The organism is Pleurocapsa sp. CCALA 161, from assembly GCF_003003995.1.
Lineage (GTDB): Bacteria > Cyanobacteriota > Cyanobacteriia > Cyanobacteriales > Xenococcaceae > Waterburya.
In genome coordinates, this window is record NZ_PVWF01000075.1 from 1 (window position 1) to 24,497 (window position 24,497).

Here is a 24,497-nt window from a genome sequence, read left to right on the forward strand (position 1 = left end):
TGTGACCTGCCCTATTAGGCTAAACTTGTACCCATCAGTATTAGTTTAGCTCTAATAGAAGCCTCGCCCAAAACATACTGACGGGCGGGGAGAGTCACATCTTTTTCTTTAGTAACGAGAAACTTGGATAGGGAGCAATGGTATAAACTGCAAAAAATTAGCTCCTCCTCATAGTAGTATTTGAATACTAATTAGAAGCGAGCATTAATAAATTTTTCCACATAATTTGTACGCAGAGACTAGTTAGTCTTTTAACATCTGGGTTCAAAAAGTACCTAACAAAACTAATAAGGTAAAAGAACACACGAGGATTAAGGCTGCCCCTATAATGGCTGGCCATGGTTCGTGATTAGTGCGATCGAGGTACTGGTTAACTTTTTGATCCTGGGGTTCAGGATGCCAAATCATGGGTTTCATCATCGTTCCTCCCTGAATTTGAAATGATTAGGTATTTTGAAAACAATAACACCCAAGCTAAATTCACCGAGAGATTTCCTCATCTAATTAACTCAATTTGGAGCAACACTGAATAACAATATCCAGCAGGCTATCTCCCTTATTTCCAATTGAGAAAATATCAGCTTTTTAGTTGAGTGTTAATGTTTTGATTGAACGAGACAGATATTAGATAATACAGATTTTTAGCCTCCTTAATTGAATATGGATAAACCTGTAGTTTCTGTCAGGGAAGTCCCTTTGACTTCAATTACTAATTTATCACTTTCTGTTTTAAGTATTGCCCAAAGATACATAAATTTACTTAGAATCTCAATTTTGTTAGTCAATTTCTGAACTTAAAAACTATGTAACTGTCTTTTAAAATTAAGATTCAGCAAGATTCAGATCGGCTGTTTTCGCCATCACAACAGTTCAATTTGCGTTTGTTTGGGTTCTGGAGCGTCATAGCCAAGATGGCGATAGGTTTTGGCTGTAACTGTTCGACCCCGATGAGTACGGCTAAGATAGCCATTTTGGAGTAAATATGGTTCGTATACTTCCTCAATGGTTTTACGGTCTTCTCCTGTAGCTGCGGCGATCGCTTCTAGCCCAGCAGGTCCTCCGTTAAACTGTTTAATAATCGTGTTCAGTACGAGACGATCTGTCCAGTCTAAACCCTGGGCATCAACGTCAAACAAATTCATCGCCGTAGCAGCTAAATCTTCAGTAATTGTCTTAGCTTTTTCTACCTGCACATAATCGCGAACCCTCCTGAGCAAACGGTTGGCAATCCGAGGAGTCCCGCGAGAACGACGAGCAATTTCGATCGCCCCTGTCTCAGAAATAGACGTATTGAGAATTTCGGCAGTTCGTTTGACAATGAGAGTGAGTTCATCGAGTTCATAAAAGCGCAACCGTTGAATAATCCCAAAGCGATCCCGTAAGGGTGAAGAAAGCGCTCCAGCTTTAGTAGTTGCCCCAACTAAGGTAAAGGGAGGCAGAGGGATACTGCGAGTTTTCGCCGTCTGTCCTTTACCAATGGTGACATCGAGGCGAAAATCTTCCATGGCTGGATAGAGTAATTCTTCTGTCATGCGGTTGAGACGGTGAATCTCATCAATAAAGATAATATCTCCTGGTTTAAGACTGACCAGTAGCCCTGTAATATCTCTAGGACGCTCTAAAGCGGGGGCTGAAGTGATTTTACAGTCCACCCCCATTTCTGCTGCCAGAATCAAGGAGATGGTAGTTTTACCCAACCCTGGAGGCCCATATAAAAGCAGGTGATCTAAAGGATCTGCTCTACTTTTGGCAGCAGCGATCGCCATATTCAAGATGCCTTTAAGTTTTTTTTGTCCAATATAATCAACTAACTTTTGGGGGCGAATTTTAGCCTCATTGTGTTCCGTCTCCTGAGTGTTTGCCTGGGGAGATAGTAAAGTTACCTCGTAGTTTAATTGCTTGGCTAGGTTTTTTTTGCGTGGTTGTTGAGGATCTGGAGAGTCAGAAGATCTTTTAATTGCCATTGATTGTATTTTGCTACTGTTTCATTTATATGCTGCTGGCTGAATTGCAGGATGTCTTTAAGTTGGTTAACAAGGCATAAAAAATATATTGTCCTAGTACTAAACTAATTTTAGATAATAAACATTTTTAGGAGTGATTGAATGCGTTTAAGTGTTCCGACCAATATGATGGAGTTCTTTCGCAAAAGTGAGGGCAAATGGTACACCGAAAGAAGCGTACACCATTTTGATGTTGTGGCAGATGAATCTGGAGAATCTAATTTAATTGTTAAAGTGATTGAAGTTGATGACCCTAGAGTTAAACAAGCCTGCGATTTACAGGGTATAGATCCCCTTAAAGCTAAAGGAGGTGGGAGCTTTAGCTGGCAAGATAATCTAGAGGAAAAAGAGCCGAATCCGAACTACGCTGCGGTATTAATTGATGTTCCTGACGACGAGACAGGACGCAGTGGTAAGTTAATCCGCGATAAGGGCTATGTTAATGGCTTGCCTGTCATTAGTCGCTATTGGTTTGGTGAAGATGGTATTTTAACAATTAATACTGACTACGATAATAATCAGGGTCAGGAACGCTGTTGGTTCTTAACGGACGATTTCCGCGTCAGAGTCAGCACGATTCAAATGCTCAATGGCGTAAGTTTAATGGCTTACTGTTCAGAGCGTCGTTGTGTTTCTCCAGAAGATGTCAGGAAGATGGCTTTAACTCACGTAGAACATACATCATCAAAGTAGAGATTAGCTTAAAGCTTAGATAAGTCACTGGAGGATTGCTTTTTACCAATCTAGCCTCTGTTTGTTAAACTAGTAAGCTGTGGTAACAACTGCATATATTTAACATTTAGCTGAGAATCGCCATCAATGCAAAGAAAAAGTTCTTTTGACTCTGCTCATATTATGTATCGTTCTGAAGAACTAGTGAGCGCAGCTTCCAATCGCTATCGCATTACAGTTCAGGTGGCTAATCGGGCTAAACGCCGTCGTTATGAAGAATTAGAAAACTTCGATGACCCCACTATGAAACCCGTGATCCGCGCCATTATCGAAATGTCCGATGAGTTGACTCAACCAGAAATTATTGGTGATTAGAGTTCAAACTAAATCTATCAATGCAGCGTTTGCTTAAAAATGGGGTTGGCTGGCGGGTTGGCTGGCATCCCCAGGCAGATCGATATTCAGGTTTAATCGGTGCAGATGATTGGGCAATAGAGCTAACCAAAGCAGAGTTTGATGATTTTCGTCGCCTGTTAAATCAGCTTGTAGATACCATGAAACAAATGGAAGCTGAGTTGATGACACAGGAGAAAATTAGTTGTGAAGCAGAAACCAGCCTGTTGTGGATGGAAGTAGAAGGATATCCTCGCAATTATTCTTTAAGAGTGATTTTAAACGGCGATCGCCGTTGTGAAGGAAATTGGTCAGAAAATATTGCCCCACAGTTGCTTGAAGCATTAAATTCTTTGCTTAATTAACTCAATTTAACGTGCTTTAAAAATTTAAATCGTCAAATTCAGGCTTTAAATTGCGTTCCATCAAAGCTTTGATCGCTGATTGCGGAGTAATTTCTCCCTGTAACAATTTATTAACCTGTTGGGCAATGGGAACAGCGATCGCGGCTGAATCAGCAATTTTTACTACCACCTTAGTCGTATTGACTCCTTCGGCTGTCCCTTCCAAATCTGCTAAAATCTCTTCTAGAGTTTGACCCTGAGCTAATCTATAGCCCACCTGATAGTTACGAGATAGAGGACTATCACAAGTAGCAATTAAATCTCCCAAACCAGATAAGCCAAAGAAAGTTGCCCCCGATGCACCCAAATGCGTACCAATGCGAATCATTTCAGGTAAAGCACGGGTGAGTAAAGCAGCTTTAGCATTAGTCCCCAAATTCATGCCGTCGCAAACCCCAGAAGCGATCGCCATAACGTTTTTGAGCGTTCCTCCTAGTTCTGTCCCCAGGGGATCTTGATTAACATAGGCGCGAAACGTATCCGAAGCCAACATCTTTTGCACCTGTTGTGCAGCAGCTAAATTGCTACTGGCTAACACCGTAGCTGCGGGTAAACCTTGGTCTATTTCTTTAGAGAGGTTGGGCCCTGACAATACCACTACAGAATTATGGGGTAATATAGACTGCCAGAGCTGAGAAGGGGTACGCTTAGTTTCGGGATCTAATCCCTTGGTAGCAGTAACAATGATTTTATCTACGGGTAGATTGAGCGATCGCAATTTTTGAGCAGTAGGAACAACTCCCTGCATAGATACTGCCGAGACGATAATTTGAGCATCTTGAACTACAGATACCAGAGGCATGTCACCACGATGTGACCAAGCATAGACATTATGATGATTATCTTGCACGATCTTGCCCAATGCTGTACCCCAGACTCCCATTCCTAAGATTGCGACCACAGAAGGTGTATGCACGAATGTAACCTCAAGGTATTTTTAGGTGTTTTAGGTATTTTGAGCTATTTTTTGGTTTTCAGATGTAATCAGCACTCAAGCTTTTTAATGCTGCATGTAGCTGTATTTAGCCATATTTCAACTTACAAACCAGAATGGAAAAAGCCAGCAGGAAAGTAGCGGAGTTAGCAACAAGCACAGGAATATTGTTGGTATAGAAACCATAAATTACCCACAGAATTACGCCCACGCAAAAACTTAGAAACATTGCCAGAGAGATATCTTTGGTAGATTTAGTCTGCCAAGTTTGAATTGCTTGAGGTAAAAAGGAAATAGTAGTTAAAACCCCTGCCACAAGACCCACATAAGTCATTGGTTCCATAAATCAATTATTAAAATTATTAAGTCGAAATAGATGGTAGCTGCATAGATATTCTATCGAGATTAATCTCGATCAGACGATGAGTCCCTTAACTTCTTTACAACCGCCTGTTTAAGGTTCGGAAAACTACACTACCTAAGATCCTGCATCAACTTGCACTATATAGAAAGATGAAGTGGAGACTGAGGGGAGCTAGTCAAACCAAAAAAAGTCAAGAATCATCGGCACAATCATCGTTATTGCGCCTTCCAGTGCAATTTTAGATTGATTATCTAAAAAAATAAATTTAGTTTTTGTAGTTATCGGAGTATTTGTTTAAGGTATGGCAAAAGTTGTTGGTATTGACTTAGGAACTACTAACTCTTGTGTAGCAGTGATGGAAGGGGGAAAACCCACAGTTATCGCTAACGCGGAAGGTTTTAGAACTACCCCCTCAGTTGTTGCTTATGCTAAGAATGGCGATCTTCTGGTTGGTCAGATTGCCAAACGTCAAGCGGTAATGAATACGGGTAATACTTTTTATTCGGTCAAGCGCTTTATTGGACGTAGACACGATGAGGTGAATAATGAAACCAAAGAGGTGGCTTACGAGGTCATCAAAGATAACAATGGTAACGTTAAGCTCAACTGTCCTGCACAAAACAAGCAGTTTGCACCAGAAGAAATTGCGGCTCAGGTTTTACGTAAATTAGTCGAAGATGCCAGTAAATATCTAGGAGAAAAGGTAACACAGGCGGTAATTACTGTTCCTGCTTACTTTAACGACTCCCAGCGCCAGGCGACTAAGGATGCGGGTAAAATTGCTGGGGTTGAAGTTCTACGGATTATTAATGAGCCTACTGCTGCGTCTTTGGCTTATGGGTTAGATAAAAAAAGTAACGAAACTATCCTTGTCTTTGACTTAGGTGGTGGTACATTTGACGTTTCCATCCTCGAAGTAGGTGATGGTGTATTTGAAGTCCTAGCTACTGCGGGTGATACTCACCTAGGTGGTGATGACTTTGATAAGAAAATTGTTGACTACCTAGCAGGAGAATTTCAAAAGAATGAGGGGATTGACCTACGCAAAGATAATCAAGCGCTACAGCGTTTAACTGAAGCAGCAGAAAAAGCCAAAATTGAGCTTTCTAGCGCCACTCAGACAGATATTAACTTGCCCTTTATTACTGCTACTCAGGATGGTCCTAAACACCTAGATGTTTCTCTTACTAGGGCTAAATTTGAAGAACTATGTTCCGATCTAATCGATCGCTGTCGTGTTCCTGTGGAACAAGCTCTTAAGGATTCTAAACTAGCGAAAGAAGCGATCGATGAAGTTGTGATGGTGGGGGGTTCAACTCGTATTCCCGCGATTATTGATATTACCCAAAAAGTTCTCAACAAACAGCCCAATCAAACTGTAAACCCTGATGAAGTTGTGGCAGTTGGTGCAGCAATTCAAGCTGGTGTTTTGGGTGGTGAAGTTAAAGACATCTTGCTGTTAGATGTGACTCCTCTTTCCTTGGGAGTAGAAACCTTAGGTGGAGTAATGACCAAAATTATTCCGCGTAACACCACCATTCCTACCAAGAAATCGGAAACCTTCTCTACGGCTGTAGATGGTCAAACCAACGTAGAAATTCACGTTCTCCAGGGTGAGCGGGAATTTGGTAAAGACAACAAGAGTTTGGGAACTTTCCGTCTCGATGGCATTCCTCCTGCACCTCGTGGCGTACCGCAAATTGAAGTTACCTTTGATATTGATGCCAACGGGATCTTGAGCGTAACTGCTAAAGATAAAGGCACTGGTAAAGAACAGTCCATCAGTATTACTGGAGCATCTACCCTTCCCGATGACGAAGTAGATCGCATGGTACAGGAAGCAGAATCTAATGCTGCTACGGATAAAGAACGTCGTGAAGCGATCGATCGCAAAAATCAGGCTGACTCCCTGGTTTATCAAGCTGAGAAACAGCTAACCGAGCTTGGAGATAAAGTTCCTGCTGCGGATAAAGAGAAAGCAGAAGGTCAAATTAAAGACCTTAAAGAAGCGATCGCTTCTGAGGATAATGAGAAAATTAAAACTCTCTTACCTGAACTGCAACAAACTCTTTACAGTATTGGCAGCAGCGTGTATCAACAGGGTGAAGGTGCAACGGAAGCTCCTGGAGCAGAAGCTCCTGGGGTAGAAACTCCTCCTAATGATGGTGCTGCAAGCAGTGACGGTGGTGATGATGTCATCGATGCTGAATTTTCTGAAACTAAATAAGCTTGTCAATCGATGCTAGCAGTATAATTTAATCTAGATATGAGGCATATCCATAGCGATATGTCTCTCTTTTTTTGTTCTGAACTATTCCACCGACATAGGGCAGTTCGCAAATTGCCCCTACTTTATATTCTTTAACAATGACTCAGCCAGAAGCACTACAAAAAATACTCCAGGCGATCGCATCTGGCGATCTTAGTCCCGAAATTGCCCTAGAAAAACTTAAGCATTTACCCTTTGAAAGTCTGGATCAATTTGCCAAGATCGACCATCACAGACAACTAAGAACTGGTTTTCCTGAAGTTATTTGGGGTGCGGATAAAACTCCCGAACAACTGATTAAAATTATTACGGCAATGCAGTCAGATGGAGCGGTAGTTATGGCAACTCGGATCCCAGCAGCAGTTTACCAACAACTAAAAGCAGCAATTCCTGAACTAGTTTACTATTCTACTGCTCGCATTTGCGCCCTCTCACCGGCTCAAACACCAACTCAAACGGGTACAGTTTCAATTTTGACTGCTGGTACTGCCGATATTCCCGTGGCAGAAGAAGCGGCAATTACCGCCGAACTATGTGGTTTTAACGTGGTTCGACTTTGGGATGTGGGAGTAGCAGGAATTCATCGACTGTTGAGTAATAGCCAGGTGGTGTATGAAGCTGATGTCTTAATCGTCGTCGCTGGAATGGAAGGAGCATTACCCAGTGTGGTGGCAGGAATGGCAGATTGCCCAGTAATTGCCGTGCCTACAAGTATTGGCTACGGGGCGAGTTTTGGTGGTATTGCTCCCTTACTGACGATGCTGAACTCCTGCGCTGCGGGGATTGGCGTAGTCAACATTGATAATGGTTTTGGCGCAGCTATTTTAGCGGGGCAAATTTTACGTACTGCTCAGAAAATAAATAAAGATCGAGACAAATAACAGTTAAACTAACAATTTTGATAAGCAGTTTCTTGAGCTAATCTAATTCCTGATTTATGTAAGCGATCGCTTACATAAATTACAGGAATTGGTGAATGGGAATTATAGTCGTCAGCTTGTCTCAGTTCCTCTTTAAGAGCATTTTTAACTTGTTCTTCTAGGGCAGCTATTTCAATCTCTAGCTGTTGAAACTTACTTTGTTGTCCTGGATTAAAAACTGGCTGGGATTTTTGCATAACTATGATCGAAATAATCTCTATAAAAGCTTGAGGCAGATCAAACTATAGTTTGACAATGTTCGATTTGTAATCATAGCCCAATGATTTTTTAAATTACGGCAAGAGTGGACATTTTGTTAACTGTAACCAGATTGTTGCTTTGAATTAAAATTACCATAGCCATTTTGCTTAATAGCTGATTACAATGCGGTAGACTAATTCGACTAACGCCAAATACTATGACTCAGACTATGACTCAAACCCTATTGTCAGTCAACCAGCTTAGAGTGGCATATCCTCGTCAACCACAAGGGGATATTTTCTGGGCGGTAGATGATGTGTCTTTTGAACTTAAGCCTGGGGAAAAGATTGGGCTTGTAGGGGAGTCTGGCTGTGGGAAATCTACTTTGGGGCGGGCAATCATGCGTCTTTTGCCAGCAGGTAGTCAGGTATCAGGTCAAGCGATTTTTCAAGATAAGTCGGTTTTTGAACTGAATAAAGCTGAATTGCGTCAATTTCGCGGAGAAGTCGTGGCGCTGGTATTTCAAGATCCGATGACGCGGTTAGATCCTTTGATGACTATTGGCGATCACTGTTTAGAAACAATTAAAGCACATCAGCCTAAACTAACTAAATCCGCAGCCAAACAACTAGCACTCTCTACTTTAGAAACAGTCAAAATACCTGCTAACCGATGGGGGCAATATCCCCATGAATTTAGCGGCGGTATGCGTCAACGGGTAGCGATCGCTCTGGCTCTTTTACTTAACCCCAAAGTAATTGTTGCAGATGAACCTACAACCAGCCTTGACGTGACCATTTCAGCGGAAATATTGACTGAATTGACTCGGCTGTGTAGTGAAAGGGATATGGGATTGCTCTTAATTTCTCACGATTTAGCCTTAGTAGGAGAATATTGCGATCGCATTGCGGTAATGTATCAGGGCAAAATGGTGGAAACAGGAGATGTTAATTCAATTCTCTATCATCCCCAGCATGAATATACTAAGTCGTTACTTAATGCCGCACTTCATTTACATGCAGTAGCAGAAGATATTGCCGACAGTAACACATTGAAGAATCCAATTTTAAGAGTTGAAAATTTAAAACAGTATTTCACTCTAGAAGCAAACTTAATTCAGCAGCTATTTTTAAACGAAAAAACAGCAAAAATTAAAGCCGTAGATAACATTAGCTTCAATTTATATCCAGGGGAAATATTAGGACTAGTAGGAGAATCTGGCTGTGGTAAAAGTACTCTATCTCGGACAATCTTACAATTGCTTAAACCAACTTCGGGTAAAGTTGAATTTTTAGGACAAGATCTAACTACACTTTCCGCTTCAGCCATGCGGAATCAAAGACGACAGCTACAGATGGTCTTTCAAGATCCTCATGCCTGTCTTAATCCCTTGATGACTGTGGGGGAAAGTATTGCCGATCCGTTATTAATTCATCACCTTGCTAATGTCACGGATGCAAAGCAACAGGTATTAATCATGCTCGAAAAAGTAGGCTTAACTCCTACGGCAGAATATTACCAACGCTATCCTCACGAATTATCAGGCGGACAACAGCAAAGAGTGGCGATCGCCAGAGCCTTAATTACCAACCCTAAGCTAGTCATCTGTGATGAACCTGTGAGTATGCTCGACGCTACCGTGCAAACCCAGGTATTAGAGCTAATGCTGGCATTGAAAGCTGAATTTGACTTAACTTACCTATTTATCACCCATGACCTCTGGGTAGCTAGATTCTTTTGCGATCGCATTGCGGTGATGAATTCTGGTCAAATTGTCGAAATTGACGCGACGGAGAAGATTTTTACTCAAGCACAACATCCCTATACTCAAAAACTCTTGGCGGCTGCACCGTTATTAGCTAAATAAATCTTTAAGAACTGAATTTGCAAGATCATCTGTCATCAACAGAGATTCTACATCAACACAGATAAATCCAAGACGCTCAACCTCGTCTCTCATACATTGATCGTAGAGTAGAGTACGAGCTAAAAACTTTTGAATCAGGTACTGCCGATCCTGGTTTACATTATCAAAATTACTTTCAGCCAAGATTCGACTTCGGAAGAATTCCTCACTAGCTGTAAGCCAAATTGCTTTGACAGTATTTTTGTCAACTAAATTCGCTACAAATTTTGGCCATAATGCAGATCCTTCAAGTACAAGGCACTCTCTTGATAAATCAAAGCTATGAGCATGAACTATCGCCTCAACCTGTGGTAAAACATTATTTTGATAGTGGTCTAATACATCTAAAAAAAGAGCCTCAACCGATAAAGTTTGATAATGCTGTACTACATGTTCTGGAATAGTCTTGACCTTTGTAGTAACCCAAGGACGACCAGGATGTCGCGCTAAAGTGTCTGTAGAAAGATAATTCCAACTCAGTTTGGCTGCTAAAGATCGACCAAGAGTCGATTTTCCTACATGGGAAGAGCCACTAATTAGAATCACTCTTGTTTGATTAATTAATTTGGTCACTCAAAAAAATAGGGGCAATAAAAACCCCTACTAAATATTTATTTATTATTCATTGTGACGCGAAGCTAATCCTTTAGGACTCATTGCTCATTGCTCATTGCTCATTGTTCATTGAATTTACATTCCAGGTAAATTCAAACCACTGGTAAGTTCTTCCATGCGTCCACGCATCAAGTCTGTAGACTGTTCATAAGCAGACTTCATTGCTGCGGAAACAGATGCGGAAAGAGCCTCTGCTCCAGCATTCATGGCTTCAGGAGAAATCTCAACGCGACGGGGTTCTTGATTGCCACTCATGACGACTTTAACTAGTCCATCTTCACTAGTCCCTTCAATTTCCATCTGCTCTAATTCATTTTGGAGTTGTTGCGCTCCTGCCTGTACCTCCTGAGCTTTTTTGAAAGCATCAGCAAGTTCTTTCATTTTGCCTAGTGGCCCAAATCCTTTTCCTGCCATATCTATTTATTGTGTTTTGTATTGGTAATTATGAAATCAATTAGAAAGATTAGCATAACTCAGAGATCGGTGAGATCGGTTGATTAAAACTCTCCGAGTAGCTTAACTTCTGGCTCTAGAGATACTGACCAATGATATTCTACTTTTTCTTGAGCATAGCGAATTAATTCAAAGATATCTTTAGCAGTAGCCGTACCGCAGTTGAGAATAAAGTTGGCATGACGATGAGCTATTTGTGCATCACCAATTTTGTAACCTTTTAATCCCAGCTGCTCGATCAAATTAGCTGCTGCTTGGGGTTGAGGATTACGGAAAACGCTACCGCAACTGGGCAGGTGATAAGGCTGAGTTGTCTTGCGCTGCGTCCAATTTTGGTTAGAAAGTTCCATGATTTCAGCTTTGCTATAGCCAGGCTCAAGCTGTATTGTTGCTCTGACGACCAGGCGATCGCCTTTTTGCAAGTTAGAGGTACGATAGCTGTAGGCTAACTCTTCTGGCTTTAATTCGGCGATTGTCCCGTCGGGAGATAAGACAGTAGCGCTGACTAAAATATCCGCCAGACAAGACTTGTGCGCCCCTGCATTCATCACCACACCACCGCCAACAGTACCAGGAATACCCACCGCCCATTCCAGCCCTTTCAGACCACGTTTAGCAGCTTTCCAGGCTAGTTTTGCGATCGCCTCTCCTGCATCCGCAACCAAAATTCCTGTTTCTGGATCGAACTCATAGCCTCGAAAATAGCGAGTTGACAAAACAAATCCTGGTAAACCGCGATCGCTAATCAGTAAATTTGAACCAGCCCCCAACAAAGTTAAAGGCATATCCTGAGACTGATACCATTCAAAACTGGCTGCCAACTCGTCCCAATTTCTTGGCGCTGCATACCATTGAGCATCACCTCCTACTTTATAGGAAGTTTGACTAGCTAAAGATACGCACTTCTGGATTAAATTATCATTGCTCACTGTTCATTGCTCACTGTTCATGGACAACAGATCGATAGTTTTGGGAATAGATTGATTAAGATTACCCGCTCCTAAGAATATTGCCAAGTCTCCAGGCTTTAATATTTCTAAACCCAGAAAGTTTTCAATTGAATTAACGTTTGGGTGATAGTAAACCTGATGATGGTAGATGGTGATCGCCTTAACTAAATCTGAACCACTGATGTTGAAGGTGTTGTTTTCTCCTGCACTATAAATATCTGTAATCACTACTGCATCTGCATCTTTGAAAGCTTGGGCAAATTCTTGTAGGAAGGTTTTAGTCCGACTGTACCGATGAGGTTGAAAAATTGCCACTACTCGCTGAAGAGAATTGTTACCAGATACTCTTTGTCTGGCAGCAGTTAGAGTGACTTTAATTTCACTGGGATGATGGGCATAGTCATCAATCAAGGTGATGCCGTTAACTTCTCCTCGATGCTCAAACCGTCTTTTTGTTCCACCGAAAGTAGCGATCGCTTGAGCAATAGTACTAAACTCCAAACCGACTTGTCTACCTACAGCGATCGCCGCTAAAGCATTGTTGAGGTTATGTTCCCCAAGTAGTGGTAGCTCTAATTTCCCCAGACAAACTCCTCTTTCCCAAATTTGGGAATTACTGCCTTGACCATGATAAATAATGTTTTTAGCGGTGTAGTCTGCCCCCCAATCTGGATTTAAACCATAGCTAATAGTTAAAGCTAATTCGTCACGAATAATCGGATCGTCGATGCAGCCAATTAGTGTATTACACTGTCCCGCAAAAGATTGAAAAATACCGACTACTTCTTGAATATCCTGATAGCGATCGGGATGGTCTAACTCAATATTGGTAATAATGCCAATACTCGGATGATGCTTAACTAAAGAACCATCTGATTCATCTGCTTCGGCGACTAAATATTCTCCTTGCCCACTTCTAGCATTACCATCCCAAGCATCCACCTCCCCACCGACAATAATTGTGGGGTCAAGCTGACATTTGAAAAGCATATAGCCAATTAAGCTACTGGTGGTGGTTTTACCGTGAGTACCTGAAACTGCAATACCTTGGTATTCATCAATCAAAGCTGCTAAAAGATCGGAACGGTGGAAAATGGGACAGCCGAGTTGGACTGCTGCCTGATATTCAGGATTAGTTTGGGCGATCGCCGTAGAACAAATAACTTGGGGTAGCAAAGTTTGAGTGGAACTATCCAAAACCTTCATTTCTAAAAGGGCTTCAGAACTTCCTCCTGCCGATACTGGCTGGCGTTTCATCTCTGGAGTTGGCACAAAAAAATCGAGATTTCTAGCTTCTTGACGATAAAAAATCTTCGCTCCCAAAGCTTCTAATCGATCGGTAATATGGCTAGAACGCAGATCAGAACCTGATACTGGCAGCTGTCGCTGAGCAACAATCTGGGCTAAAGCCGACATCCCAATTCCGCCAATACCAATAAAGTGAAATGGTTTTCCTTTTAAATCTACTTTTGCCACTTCTTTGACTCCTGCCATAGCACGTATATCTTGGTTGAAGGTTACAAAATACTAACTTGTTTCAAAGTAAAGCACCCTGTATATTCTCATTGCCTTAAACAATACGGGCTATGATAGCAAGAATTTTTTAGACTTAGTTATACTTAAAGACAAACGAGCAGCATCAGCTCGGTAAATCTAGGCTGAAAAACTGCGTCTTCCCAGAATGCAAAGTCAATTGTTTTCTACCTTTCAAGTTCACAATTGGTGAGCCGATCGCTTTTGAGATTGCATCGCAATATTTTTAACCGCAGACAATTATTACCTTCAGATTATTAGCCTAATTAAGGTTGAAATTGATTCTGGGTCAGGTCTTGAAATGTGCTTACTTTACGATATGATGAGTCTTATTAAGAATGTTTTAATGTATTAACCTAATAAAATAGAGGGCAAGAGAATAGTGGTTAGAGTAGCAATTAATGGTTTTGGGCGGATCGGACGTAATTTTGTCAGATGTCTACTAACCAGAGGAAATGATACAAATTTAGAATTGGTGGGTCTTAACGATACTTCTGATCCTAAAACCAACTCTCACTTATTAAAGTATGACACTATGTTGGGTGTTTTGGACGCAGACATTAGTTATGATAGTAACTCTCTAATCGTCAACGGTAAGACAATCAAATGTGTCTCGGATCGCAACCCTCTAAACTTGCCCTGGAAAGAGTGGGATGTTGATATCGTTATTGAAGCTACTGGCGTTTTCCGTGATGCCGAGGGAGCAGGAAAACATCTTCAAGCTGGTGCTAAAAAAGTAGTGATCACTGCTCCTGGAAGTGGTCCTAACATTGGTACTTACGTTATGGGAGTAAACGACGAAAAATATACTCCTGGCGAATTTGATATTGTTAGTAATGCTAGTTGTACGACTAACTGTCTCGCTCCTATTGTTAAAGTCATTAACGAAAACTTCGGCCTCATCAAAGGTGCAATGACTACTACTCATAGTTATACTGGTGACCAACGAATTTTGGATGCTAGTCACCGCGATTTAAGACGAGCTAGAGCAGCAGCAGCTAATATTGTTCCTACCTCCACTGGTGCAGCTAAAGCAGTAGCTCTTGTCTATCCTGAGGTAAAAGGCAAGCTTAACGGTATTGCCCTGAGAGTACCAACTCCTAACGTTTCAGTCGTTGATTTGGTTGCTCAAGTTGAGAAGAAAACCATTGCCGAGGAAGTTAATGAAGTCCTCAAGAAAGCTGCTGAAACTTCACTCAAAGGTATTTTAGACTATACCGATCTGCCGCTTGTTTCTTCTGATTTTAAAGGTACAGATGTTTCTTCTACCGTCGATGGACAGTTAACTTTAGTAATGGATGGGGATATGGTTAAAGTCATTGCTTGGTATGACAACGAGTGGGGTTATTCTCAGCGTGTTGTTGATTTGGCTGAATTGGTAGCTAAAGGAATGTAAGTAATTTTGTGATTGAACTCTAATTCATTAGATTTTGAGCTGGACACCTCCCGATGAAGGTTAGGGGAGGTGTTTTTTAATGGTTTGCTTAAAATAGTTTTATTAAATAGACGAACAGGATTTAGTCTAAAAGGCGATCGCTTTAGCTATTCTCGACACTTTCTACTGCAAAATTGCCAAGAATTGTTTAATTAACTGAGGTTTTATCCTAAGTGATGTCAATTGAAAGCTATCATATATAACTGATGTATCGGCTGCATAACGAACAACCAGTACACACTTTAGATATATTTTTATGACTAACCCCAAAATAGATACAAAAGCTTTCAAACGTAATTTACAACAGTCAGAAAACTATCATCGTCGCGGTTTTGGACACGATGAAGAAGTAGCTGGAACAATGAATTCTGAGTATCAAAGTGATTTAATTCAGATAATCCGCGATCGCCATTATCATCTTGAACAGGGAGATGTTACTATCCGTTTGGCGGAGTCTTTTGGCTTTTGTTGGGGAGTAGAAAGAGCGATCGCCATGGCTTATGAAGCTAGGGAGCATTTTCCCACCGAAAAGATTTGGATTACTAACGAAATTATTCATAATCCTACGGTAAATCAGCGTTTACAGGAGATGAACGTCGGTTTTATTGCAGTGGTAAATAATGAGAAAGATTTTAGCGTCGTCACGTCAGGAGATGTGGTAATTTTACCTGCTTTTGGCGCTAGCGTTCAAGAAATGCAGCTACTCAACGATAAAGGCTGCAAAATCGTAGACACTACCTGTCCTTGGGTATCAAAAGTCTGGAATTCGGTAGAAAAGCACAAAAAACGCGATTATACTTCGATTATTCACGGTAAATATGCCCACGAAGAAACTGTAGCTACCAGTTCCTTTGCCGATCGCTATTTGGTAGTATTAAATCTAGCTCAGGCGGAATATGTAACCAACTATATTCTTAACGGTGGAGAGCGAGAAGAATTTCTAAATAAGTTTAAAAACGCCTACTCAGAAGGTTTCGATCCCGATCGGGATTTAGAGAAAGTCGGCATTGCCAATCAAACCACTATGCTTAAAAGCGAAACTGAGCAAATTGGTAAACTGCTAGAACAAACGATGCTGCGAAAGTATGGCCCAACGGAGTTAAACGAGCATTTCATGAGTTTTAATACCATCTGCGATGCGACTCAAGAACGTCAGGATGCTATGTTCAACCTGGTAGAAGAAGATTTATCGTTGATGATTGTTATTGGTGGTTTTAACTCTTCCAACACTACTCACCTGCAAGAAATCGCCGTAGAACATAATATCCCTTCCTACCATATCGATAGTGTAGAACGGATCATCAGTCGCGATCGCCTCGAACACAAACCTTTAGATCGAGATCTTACTATCGCTGAAAATTGGCTTCCCACAGGAAAAATTAACGTTGGCATTACTTCTGGTGCTTCGACTCCTGATAAAGTGGTCGCGGATGTGATCGAAAAAATATTTGCTTTAAAAGCGGTGGAGATCGCTAACTAGCTAAGTAATTTGGCGTTGCTGATTAAGTAATGTCATATAGTGGATTACTGTTCTAAGCTCTAAGCTTTAAGCCATGAGCTTTTTTAGAAAAGAGTTGCTCTTGATAGAGACAAGAAAATGCTCAACATACAATTCACTAACGCCAGTAATTTAAGCATTTAATTAAGAAATTTTGGTCTGGCAGCAGACGTTATCTGTAGCGTCTGTTCGAGGCTTTGCCAGTCTTCTTGTTGAATTAAAGCAATGATTTCGTCTAGATTCTGACGATATTGCAAGAGCGATCGCAATAATTCTTGCTGGTTATATTTTGCTATCATTACTCCCAATTCAGCATTACCTCCACCCACTCGACTAGTATCGCGAAACCCAGAGCTTGCGAGGATTTGCGCTAATTTAAAAGTATCGGGTTCTTCGGTTAGACAGGCTTTAATTAGGCTAGCGCTTACCATCACAGGTAGATGAGAGATCCAGCTGACGGCGCGATCGTGAATTTGAGCATCGCAGACATAAGGAATCGCAGATAATTCTGAGGCGATCGCTGTTAACTTGGCAATATTTTCTGGCTTGCTTTGATCTGTCGGTGTAAATACATAGGCTGCCCCAGTAAACAAATTGGCTACGGCGGCATCAATTCCGCTTTGCGTTGTTCCCGCCATGGGATGCCCCCCAATAAAGTTTGACCATAGCTGACTACATTCGGCAACTATCGGCTGTTTGACTGAACCAACGTCGGTAATAATTGTCTTTGGATTGATATAAGGAATTAACTGTTTGATAGTTGAGGCGATCGTAGCAATAGGCGTACAAATAAATACAATCTCCGTTTCTGCTAGAATCTTAAACTCTGGACTCGCATAGTCAGCAATACCTTTTTCCAAGGCGATCTGACAGGTTTTTAATTGACGAGATACGCCATAAATTTTATGTCCTTGCGAGCGCAAATCTATAGCTAAAGAACCCCCAATTAAACCCAAGCCAACTATCCCAATTTTCATGAGCGATTCTATTGTTGAAGATCTCTACTTTTAGAAAAAACAAATTATTACAAATATTTTACAGACAAACCCATTTTTGATTAGCGTAAATACTTAACAAAAGTTTTTGTTAAGCAAACTTGTGCAAATTGGCAATTTGACTTTAAAATCTATATTTCATCAGACATTCTGGAGTTATATTCCTGCATATTTTTCTGAAAAAATATTCAATAATTACTAAGACAAGTTAAAGAATATTGGAAGGTCACTGGGGATCGATTTAGGATGACGTTTGGCACTAAAAATACTAGGGAGGCTTGTGTACTTTATCATCTCTGATTAACAAAAAGATTTATCTATCACAAATAGCCAATTAACATCGTTTTCTGTGGGTAAAGTTTGAAATTACCAAGACAATTTTTTTAGTTATCTCTCTTCAGTCCTGGGTTGAGCAATGATTTTGATCGGTCTTACATTACCCCTGCAAGAGATTTTGAGTTTATTCTGTCTTCCGCTATACATTCATTAGGAGAATCTATGACCGTAACCGTCGATAGACAATTAGAGAACAGCCAACCAGAAAATCAAGCAAGCCCTCGTAAAATCGGCATTCCCAAAGAAATATATGCTAATGAATGTCGAGTAGCTGCTACACCCGATACAGTTAAGAAGCTACAGAAATTGGGCTTTGAAGTCTTGGTAGAAACCAATGCGGGAGCAGCAGCTAGTTTTACGGATCAAGCTTATGAAGCAGCCGACTGCAAAATTATGGCTGACGCAACTTCTCTTTGGTCAGAAGCCGATATCATTCTTAAGGTTCGCGCCCCTGAAAATTCAGAAATTACCGAAATGCCACCAGGTAAAACTATTATTAGCTTTATCTGGCCCGCGCAGAACGAAGAATTATTAAACAAGCTAGCAGATCGAGAAGCCACAGTCATTGCGATGGATGCTGTCCCCAGAATTAGTCGCGCTCAGAAGATGGATGCTCTATCTTCCATGGCTAATATTGCTGGTTATCGAGCAGTAATTGAGGCAGCCAATAACTTTGGGCGGTTTTTTACCGGGCAAATCACCGCAGCGGGGAAAGTTCCCCCAGCTAAGGTAATGGTCATTGGTGCTGGGGTAGCGGGTTTAGCAGCGATTGGTGCAGCTAGAAGTTTGGGGGCAGTAGTACGAGCCTTTGATACTCGCCCTGCGGTGAAAGAGCAGGTAGAAAGTCTTGGTGCAGAATTTTTGGAACTAGAGTTTGAAGAAGACGGAACAGGTTCTGGTGGTTATGCCAAAACCATGAGTCAAGAATTTATTGATGCAGAGATGGCACTCTTTAGAGAGCAAGCTAAAGAAATCGATATTATTATTACTACAGCTTTAATTCCTGGCAGACCAGCCCCTAAACTGATTCTGACCGACATGGTAGAGATGATGAAAGAAGGTTCTGTAGTAGTAGATTTAGCTGCCGAACAGGGTGGCAACTGCGAAGTAACTAGACCCAACGAAGTTTACAAATATGATGGTGTGACCATTATTGGTTTAACCGATTTACCCAGTCGTATGGCTGCCCAATCTAGCCAGCTTTATGGTACAAACCTTTGGCATCTGCTCAAAGACATGGGCGGTGCGGAAGACTACAAAGTAGACTACGAAGACCAAGTTGTGCGCGGTGCGTTAATTGTCCACGAAGGCAAAGTAACTTGGCCTCCACCAAAAATTGATAATCCTTCCCCAACACCTCCTCCTAAGCCTAAAGCAGTAGTATCTGCTGTAGCCAAAGAAGAGAAAAAGTCTAACGGTATGGTTTGGGTAATTGTGGCTGGGTTAGCCCTACTAGGAATTGGTATTGGTGCGCCGACTTCTTTCTTGTCTCACTTTACCGTCTTTGTCCTAGCCTGCTTTATTGGCTATCAAGTAATTTGGAACGTTTCCCCCGCTTTACATACCCCTTTAATGAGTGTGACTAACGCCATTAGCGGAATCATTATTTTAGGCGGTATGTTGCAAATATCTGGAGAAATAACTTCGCCTTCGGTAATTCTCGGCGCGATCGCCATTTTAGTAGGAACAATCAATATCTCTGGGGGCTTTTTGGTTACCCAACGGATGCTTAAGATGTTCCAGAAATAATCGACACATATCATACACACTCTGTAAGGGCGAACCGCCGTTCGCCCCTAAGATTTATCTTCACGAAATAAATTTATGACCAATAATCTTGTGGCGGTTGCTTATATTGCAGCCAGTGCCTTATTTATCCTCAGCCTGGGGGGACTATCAAACCAGGAAACAGCCCGTCAAGGTAACTTGTTTGGGATCATTGGAATGGCGATCGCTTTTGTCGCCACTGCCTTGAGCGCACAGGTGAACGGTTACGGAGTTTTAATTGGTGCGATCGTTCCTGGGGCTATCATCGGCTCGATTCTTGCGGCTAGAGTGGCGATGACTTCCATGCCTGAACTGGTAGCAATCTTACACAGTTTCGTCGGTTTAGCTGCGGTATTGGTGGGCTTGGCTACCTATCTACAGCCCGAAAACACTTTAACTGGCGTTGAAGCTACTATCCACGAACTAGAAATCTACATCGGCATTTTTATTGGTGCTGTTACTTTTGCTGGTTCAGTTGTAGCGTTTGGTAAGCTAAATGGTTCTTTTGGTAGCAAGCCTCTCATGTTACCTGCCCGTCACTTAATCAATATTGCTTTATTAGTTGGTTCAGTAGCTCTTGGTGTTCAGTTCATGGGAACAGAGAACGGTTTACAACCACTGTTAATTATGACTGGGTTAGCTTGTGTCCTTGGTTTCCTACTCGTCATGGGGATCGGTGGCGCAGATATGCCTGTCGTAATCTCCATGCTTAATAGCTACTCTGGTTGGGCTGCTGCTGCTGCTGGTTTCATGCTTTCCAACGATGTTTTAATTGTAACTGGTGCATTAGTCGGTAGTAGTGGGGCAATTCTTAGCTATATCATGTGTGAAGCCATGAATCGCTCCTTTATCAGCGTTATCTTAGGTGGTTTTGGTGAAGGTGCTGCTGCTACATCCACTGGTGAAGCCAAACCCATGGGCGAAGCTACTGCAACTAACGTCGAAGAAGTGGCAGAATTGCTTAACGATGCTAAAAACGTGGTTATCGTACCTGGTTACGGTATGGCAGTTGCCCAAGCACAACACTCCGTCTCCGACATTACTAAAATTCTGCGCAAGCGTGGTAAAGAAGTTCGTTTTGGTATTCACCCCGTAGCAGGTAGAATGCCTGGACACATGAATGTATTGTTAGCAGAGGCTAACGTACCCTATGACATCGTGTTAGAGATGGACGAAATCAACGAAGATTTCTCGAATACTGATGTGGTGTTGGTAATTGGTGCAAATGATACTGTTAATCCGAGCGCCTTGGATGATCCTAGTAGCCCCATTGCAGGTATGCCTGTGATGGAAGTCTGGCACGCTCAAAATACAATTGTGATGAAGCGTAGCTTGGGTATTGGTTATGCAGGGGTGGATAATCCTTTGTTCTACATGGATAATAATCAGATGCTTTATGGCGATGCGAAGCAAAATGTGAGTGCTTTGTTGAATGAGTTATCTAAGACTGAGAAGGAATTAGTTGCTGTTTAAATTGATTTGAGTTATTTTTTGAATCCTCCCTAGACAACTAGAGAGGATTTTTCATTATTTATTATTCAATCCATGATGGAATCATTGACTATTTTAGTTCGGGCATTAAAACTCATTTATTCTGTGCAATGCCGAGCTTTCAGTCAATTACAAACTATGAGAGTAGAAGGGCTTAATCGACAACCTCTACCAAGTGTCAAGACAGTTGTTTGTACCTGCTATTCGCCAGTTTATTATCAATAATCTTCCTCAAACCGTTGCTTCTTGACTCCACAATTCTTTATTTTTGTCAATGGCATTCTTAAAAAAATTAAAAATGAAACTACACATAACGCTAAAGATATTCCAAAGACAGTGAATAAATTACGATAAAAATTATTCATTAGATTGTTTGAGAATTAATATTTTCTACTCTAAATGGCGATCGCGAAGCGTAAGCACAGCCTAATCGCAAATCATGAACAATATAGAATTCTTACAGCAAGTATTAGCAGGCGCAACACCAAATATTGATGAGTTTGTCGATATTTTAGGCGATCGCTTTTCTCTGTTGCGAGAGTATCAATCTACCCCTCAAGATTGCCAATGGCACGCAGAAGGAAACTTGTATATTCATACGGGAATGGTCTTGAATGAAATCTACAAGATTCTGCAAACTGAAGCAACTCATTTAGATTGCGATCGCCGTCTTAGTTTAATTTTAGGCGCTTTATTCCATGATATTTATCAGCCAATCACTACTAAAGAGCAAGAAATTGAAGGGAAAATTCGCCTTGTTGCTCCCCAACAAGCTATTAAAGGACGTTCCTATTTAGCACTAAAATTAGTGGGTTTAGATTTACCCTATTCCGTAGTCGAGAACACCTTAAGCTTAGTTGCTTATCATCACGAGCCTAAAAAGTTAGTTACGCAGCATAAATCCGCTGGAGAATATCAAAAGCTTGCTCGTCTTAGCGATCCAGAATTGCTTTATTGGCTAGCATTAGGCGATATTCGCGGACGAGAATGCTCAGATCGAGAACAGCAATTAGAAATTGTCGAGATTTATAGTTTATCTGCTCGAAAATATCAAGCCTGGCAAGCTTTTGGTGGTGAGTATCAGCCTTGGCGAGTATATTTTAAGCGTGAATTAGCCGACTGGAATCAAGCTACTCGTGATTTAGTTTTTACTCAAGCGATCGCTCGTTATGAAGCTGGCAAGATTTTTGCTCCAGAATCAGAGCTACTTCGTTCCTATTCCTATCGAAATTCTTTTCCCCAGGTGGTTATAACTTTTGGCGTTAGCGGCTCGGGAAAAAGTACTTGGATTAAGCATCATCTTGCCGATCATACAGTTATCTCTCTTGATGCTTTGAGAGCTAAAATAGCTAGTTCTCGCAGCGATCAGTCGCAAAATAGTAAAGTGGTTCAAGTAGCTCAAGAACAGTTAAAAACGCTGTTGTGTAGCCAGAGTAAAATCGTCTGGGATGCCACCAGCTTGAGATATGACTTTAGACAGCAGATCATTAGTCTTAGTCGTCAATACGGCGCATTAATAACTTTAATAATCTTTCACTGTCCTGAGTCAATCTATCCAGAACGCAACCGCCAACGTCGTCACAGCATCCCCGAAGAAGTATTATGCCAACAACTACAGTCTTTAGAATTTCCTGAATTAAATGAAGGCGATCGCACTATTATTGTTGATGAACAGGGAAATACCCTCGCTACTCATGGAACTTGTTAATTAACTTTCGACTGCTCAGTAATCAGTAATCAGTAATTACTCCCCTACTCCTGCAAAATCTACCAATAAAGAGAGGTTTTGGCGCAAGGTTTCTAGTCCCAGGCGATCGCTAGCGGAAATAAATAACGCCAGGGGAAATTCTTCTTTTGCCTGATTGAGTGCGTCACTGCCAACCTGATCTAGTTTATTAAAGACCAACAAAATTGGCCCAGGAACAATGGGCATTTCGCCCAGGATTTCCATCACCGAACGGATTTGATTTTCCCAGCTAGGATGAGATAGATCGACCACATGAAGCAGCGCATCGGCTTCGGTAACTTCTTCTAAAGTAGCGCGAAAGGCATCGACTAAAGCTGGCGGGAGCTGTTGAATAAAACCGACTGTATCAGTCAATAGCATATTTTGGGGTTCTCCCGTATCCGCATTAGGTATGGATAAGCGACGGGTAGTTGGATCGAGGGTAGCAAATAGCTGGTTAGCGACGTACACTTCTGAATTGGTTAAGGCATTAATTAAAGTTGATTTACCCGCATTTGTGTAACCGACGATCGCCACAGTAGGCACATCCTGTTTTTGGCGTTGTTTGCGCATCCGCGAACGTTGTGCCTGTAATTCTGTTACTTCCTGCTGTAAACGAGTAATTCGCTTTTGAATACTTCTTCTTTCGGTTTCTAGCTTAGTTTCACCAGGGCCTCTTGTCCCGATCCCGCCACCAAGACGGGACATGGCTAGCCCTCTACCTACCAGACGAGGCAACATATACTCTAACTGAGCCAACTCTACCTGAAGTTTACCTGCACGAGATTGAGCGCGTTGAGCAAAAATATCGAGAATAATTTCTGTGCGATCTACCACCCGCACTCCAAATTGGCTTTCTAGATTGCGGATTTGAGCAGGAGAAAGGGAGCGATCAAAAGCGACTAAGTTAGCGCCTAAAGTTTGTACTCGCAGGGCAATTTCCTGTACTTTACCTTCGCCAATTAAAGTTCGCGGATGAGGACGCGATCGCTTTTGCCGAATTGTTTCTAAGACTTCTCCGCCAGCGGTATTCACCAATCCCACCAGTTCATGGAGACGATCTTCAAATTCTGGTTCGGCGATTTGATCGACTTGCAAACCAACTAAAACTACTAGATCGCGATCGCTACCTACCTGTTGAGCGACAAATTCCCGTTCAAACTCGGCTTCTAAACCTTCCACTAATTCCAGGAAATCTTGATTAGTTAAAGTATCTAGATTCATTGCCTCAGATACTGACCAGTACTGCTGTTCAGCAACTATTTCCGACTGAGGTAATAAATGTGCTAAGTAGGTATCTTGCACATAACCTGTTGCACCACCACCCCGTTTTAATTTACCTGTACCAGTGAGGGTAATTAAAGCCAAAGCGTCTAATCTTTGACGTACCATTGCTGTTAGGCTGGACTCTTTTGGTGGTTCAGGTTGCAGCTTAGTAGAGATACAGCGAATCCCCGAAAGCCTCTTAGCACCGTAACGAGGCAATTCTAAAGGCGGAATTTGAGTTTGTAGAGCATTACCTACCCCAACTCTAATCACCTGTCCCCGACGATTAATATAAACACAGACAGGCTGATTAATCTCAGTACTAATTGCTGCTAATTTTTGAGCAAATTCTGGGGTAACAATTAT

General features: G+C 41.6%; 22 protein-coding genes and 1 pseudogene. 12 read left to right on the forward strand and 11 right to left on the reverse strand.

What is annotated here, in order from left to right; all coding sequences use genetic code 11:
• Nucleotides 1-264 precede the first annotated feature (264 nt).
• Together C7B62_RS25780 and ruvB are read right to left on the reverse strand one after the other, a co-directional pair.
• Nucleotides 265-420 (reverse strand): hypothetical protein, encoded by a 156-nt coding sequence (locus C7B62_RS25780; RefSeq protein WP_158260701.1) that lies wholly within the window; start codon nucleotides 418-420, stop codon nucleotides 265-267.
• 440 nt (nucleotides 421-860) lie between these two features.
• Entirely contained in the window at nucleotides 861-1,964 is a 1,104-nt protein-coding gene (gene ruvB / locus C7B62_RS16805; protein ID WP_106239239.1) for a Holliday junction branch migration DNA helicase RuvB, read from the reverse strand.
• Between the two features lie 141 nt (nucleotides 1,965-2,105).
• Between ruvB and C7B62_RS16810 the strand changes: the two genes are divergently transcribed.
• The 3 genes from C7B62_RS16810 (at nucleotide 2,106) to C7B62_RS16820 (ending at nucleotide 3,433) form a co-directional block, all read left to right on the forward strand.
• The gene (locus C7B62_RS16810; RefSeq protein WP_106239242.1) at nucleotides 2,106-2,696 is read left to right on the forward strand and encodes a phycobiliprotein lyase; all 591 of its coding nucleotides are present in this window, start codon (nucleotides 2,106-2,108) and stop codon (nucleotides 2,694-2,696) included.
• Nucleotides 2,697-2,822: 126 nt separating this feature from the next.
• The gene (locus tag C7B62_RS16815; protein ID WP_106239245.1) at nucleotides 2,823-3,050 is read left to right on the forward strand and encodes a DNA-directed RNA polymerase subunit omega; all 228 of its coding nucleotides are present in this window, start codon (nucleotides 2,823-2,825) and stop codon (nucleotides 3,048-3,050) included.
• A 20-nt stretch (nucleotides 3,051-3,070) separates the two neighbouring features.
• Nucleotides 3,071-3,433, forward strand: a complete 363-nt coding sequence (locus tag C7B62_RS16820) for a DUF1818 family protein (RefSeq protein ID WP_106239249.1) — start codon at nucleotides 3,071-3,073, stop codon at nucleotides 3,431-3,433.
• A gap of 16 nt (nucleotides 3,434-3,449) precedes the next feature.
• Here the strand turns inward: C7B62_RS16820 and C7B62_RS16825 are convergent, their stop codons facing one another.
• The gene (locus C7B62_RS16825) at nucleotides 3,450-4,388 is read right to left on the reverse strand and encodes an NAD(P)H-dependent glycerol-3-phosphate dehydrogenase (protein ID WP_106239252.1); all 939 of its coding nucleotides are present in this window, start codon (nucleotides 4,386-4,388) and stop codon (nucleotides 3,450-3,452) included.
• A 106-nt stretch (nucleotides 4,389-4,494) separates the two neighbouring features.
• A complete protein-coding gene (locus C7B62_RS16830; protein WP_106239256.1) occupies nucleotides 4,495-4,749 on the reverse strand; it encodes a SemiSWEET transporter in 255 nt (84 codons plus the stop codon).
• A gap of 322 nt (nucleotides 4,750-5,071) precedes the next feature.
• Here C7B62_RS16830 and dnaK point away from each other — a divergent pair, with 322 nt between their 5' ends.
• A complete protein-coding gene (gene dnaK / locus C7B62_RS16835; protein ID WP_106239260.1) occupies nucleotides 5,072-6,997 on the forward strand; it encodes a molecular chaperone DnaK in 1,926 nt (641 codons plus the stop codon).
• A 140-nt stretch (nucleotides 6,998-7,137) separates the two neighbouring features.
• Nucleotides 7,138-7,920 (forward strand): nickel pincer cofactor biosynthesis protein LarB, encoded by a 783-nt coding sequence (gene larB, locus C7B62_RS16840; RefSeq protein ID WP_106239263.1) that lies wholly within the window; start codon nucleotides 7,138-7,140, stop codon nucleotides 7,918-7,920.
• 8 nt (nucleotides 7,921-7,928) lie between these two features.
• On the opposite strand, the gene C7B62_RS16845 is transcribed toward larB, so the two are convergent.
• Nucleotides 7,929-8,156: a hypothetical protein gene (locus tag C7B62_RS16845; RefSeq protein ID WP_106239267.1), complete on the reverse strand. Its 228-nt coding sequence runs from the start codon at nucleotides 8,154-8,156 to the stop codon at nucleotides 7,929-7,931.
• A 233-nt stretch (nucleotides 8,157-8,389) separates the two neighbouring features.
• On the opposite strand from C7B62_RS16845, the gene C7B62_RS16850 reads away from it, so the two are divergent.
• Nucleotides 8,390-10,027 (forward strand): ABC transporter ATP-binding protein, encoded by a 1,638-nt coding sequence (locus tag C7B62_RS16850; protein ID WP_106239310.1) that lies wholly within the window; start codon nucleotides 8,390-8,392, stop codon nucleotides 10,025-10,027.
• Here C7B62_RS16850 and C7B62_RS16855 read toward each other — a convergent pair.
• From C7B62_RS16855 to murC, 4 genes are all read right to left on the reverse strand, one after another.
• Nucleotides 10,016-10,639: a 2-phosphoglycerate kinase gene (locus C7B62_RS16855; RefSeq protein WP_106239270.1), complete on the reverse strand. Its 624-nt coding sequence runs from the start codon at nucleotides 10,637-10,639 to the stop codon at nucleotides 10,016-10,018. The two genes, C7B62_RS16850 and C7B62_RS16855, sit on opposite strands and share 12 nt — an antisense overlap.
• A gap of 117 nt (nucleotides 10,640-10,756) precedes the next feature.
• A complete protein-coding gene (locus tag C7B62_RS16860) occupies nucleotides 10,757-11,095 on the reverse strand; it encodes a YbaB/EbfC family nucleoid-associated protein (protein WP_106239275.1) in 339 nt (112 codons plus the stop codon).
• An 83-nt stretch (nucleotides 11,096-11,178) separates the two neighbouring features.
• The gene (gene murB / locus C7B62_RS16865) at nucleotides 11,179-12,063 is read right to left on the reverse strand and encodes a UDP-N-acetylmuramate dehydrogenase (protein WP_106239280.1); all 885 of its coding nucleotides are present in this window, start codon (nucleotides 12,061-12,063) and stop codon (nucleotides 11,179-11,181) included.
• A 3-nt stretch (nucleotides 12,064-12,066) separates the two neighbouring features.
• Nucleotides 12,067-13,578 (reverse strand): UDP-N-acetylmuramate--L-alanine ligase, encoded by a 1,512-nt coding sequence (gene murC / locus C7B62_RS16870; RefSeq protein ID WP_106239284.1) that lies wholly within the window; start codon nucleotides 13,576-13,578, stop codon nucleotides 12,067-12,069.
• Between the two features lie 421 nt (nucleotides 13,579-13,999).
• Between murC and C7B62_RS16875 the strand changes: the two genes are divergently transcribed.
• Together C7B62_RS16875 and C7B62_RS16880 are read left to right on the forward strand one after the other, a co-directional pair.
• Nucleotides 14,000-15,013, forward strand: coding sequence for a type I glyceraldehyde-3-phosphate dehydrogenase (locus C7B62_RS16875; RefSeq protein ID WP_106239288.1), 1,014 nt, complete (start codon nucleotides 14,000-14,002; stop codon nucleotides 15,011-15,013).
• Between the two features lie 310 nt (nucleotides 15,014-15,323).
• Nucleotides 15,324-16,532: a 4-hydroxy-3-methylbut-2-enyl diphosphate reductase gene (locus C7B62_RS16880; protein ID WP_106239313.1), complete on the forward strand. Its 1,209-nt coding sequence runs from the start codon at nucleotides 15,324-15,326 to the stop codon at nucleotides 16,530-16,532.
• A 158-nt stretch (nucleotides 16,533-16,690) separates the two neighbouring features.
• Here C7B62_RS16880 and C7B62_RS16885 read toward each other — a convergent pair whose 3' ends face one another.
• Nucleotides 16,691-17,527 (reverse strand): prephenate/arogenate dehydrogenase, encoded by an 837-nt coding sequence (locus C7B62_RS16885; RefSeq protein ID WP_106239291.1) that lies wholly within the window; start codon nucleotides 17,525-17,527, stop codon nucleotides 16,691-16,693.
• Between the two features lie 516 nt (nucleotides 17,528-18,043).
• On the opposite strand from C7B62_RS16885, the gene pntA reads away from it, so the two are divergent.
• From pntA to C7B62_RS16900, 4 genes and pseudogenes are all read left to right on the forward strand, one after another.
• Nucleotides 18,044-19,630, forward strand: coding sequence for a Re/Si-specific NAD(P)(+) transhydrogenase subunit alpha (pntA, locus tag C7B62_RS16890; RefSeq protein WP_106239295.1), 1,587 nt, complete (start codon nucleotides 18,044-18,046; stop codon nucleotides 19,628-19,630).
• 75 nt (nucleotides 19,631-19,705) lie between these two features.
• A complete protein-coding gene (pntB, locus tag C7B62_RS16895) occupies nucleotides 19,706-21,121 on the forward strand; it encodes a Re/Si-specific NAD(P)(+) transhydrogenase subunit beta (protein WP_106239298.1) in 1,416 nt (471 codons plus the stop codon).
• 104 nt (nucleotides 21,122-21,225) lie between these two features.
• Nucleotides 21,226-21,389: pseudogene (locus C7B62_RS27180) on the forward strand (IS701 family transposase); the annotation flags it as partial.
• A gap of 189 nt (nucleotides 21,390-21,578) precedes the next feature.
• Entirely contained in the window at nucleotides 21,579-22,847 is a 1,269-nt protein-coding gene (locus C7B62_RS16900; RefSeq protein WP_106239302.1) for an ATP-binding protein, read from the forward strand.
• Between the two features lie 36 nt (nucleotides 22,848-22,883).
• Here C7B62_RS16900 and hflX read toward each other — a convergent pair whose 3' ends face one another.
• A complete protein-coding gene (hflX, locus tag C7B62_RS16905) occupies nucleotides 22,884-24,494 on the reverse strand; it encodes a GTPase HflX (RefSeq protein WP_199194241.1) in 1,611 nt (536 codons plus the stop codon).
• Nucleotides 24,495-24,497 lie beyond the last annotated feature (3 nt).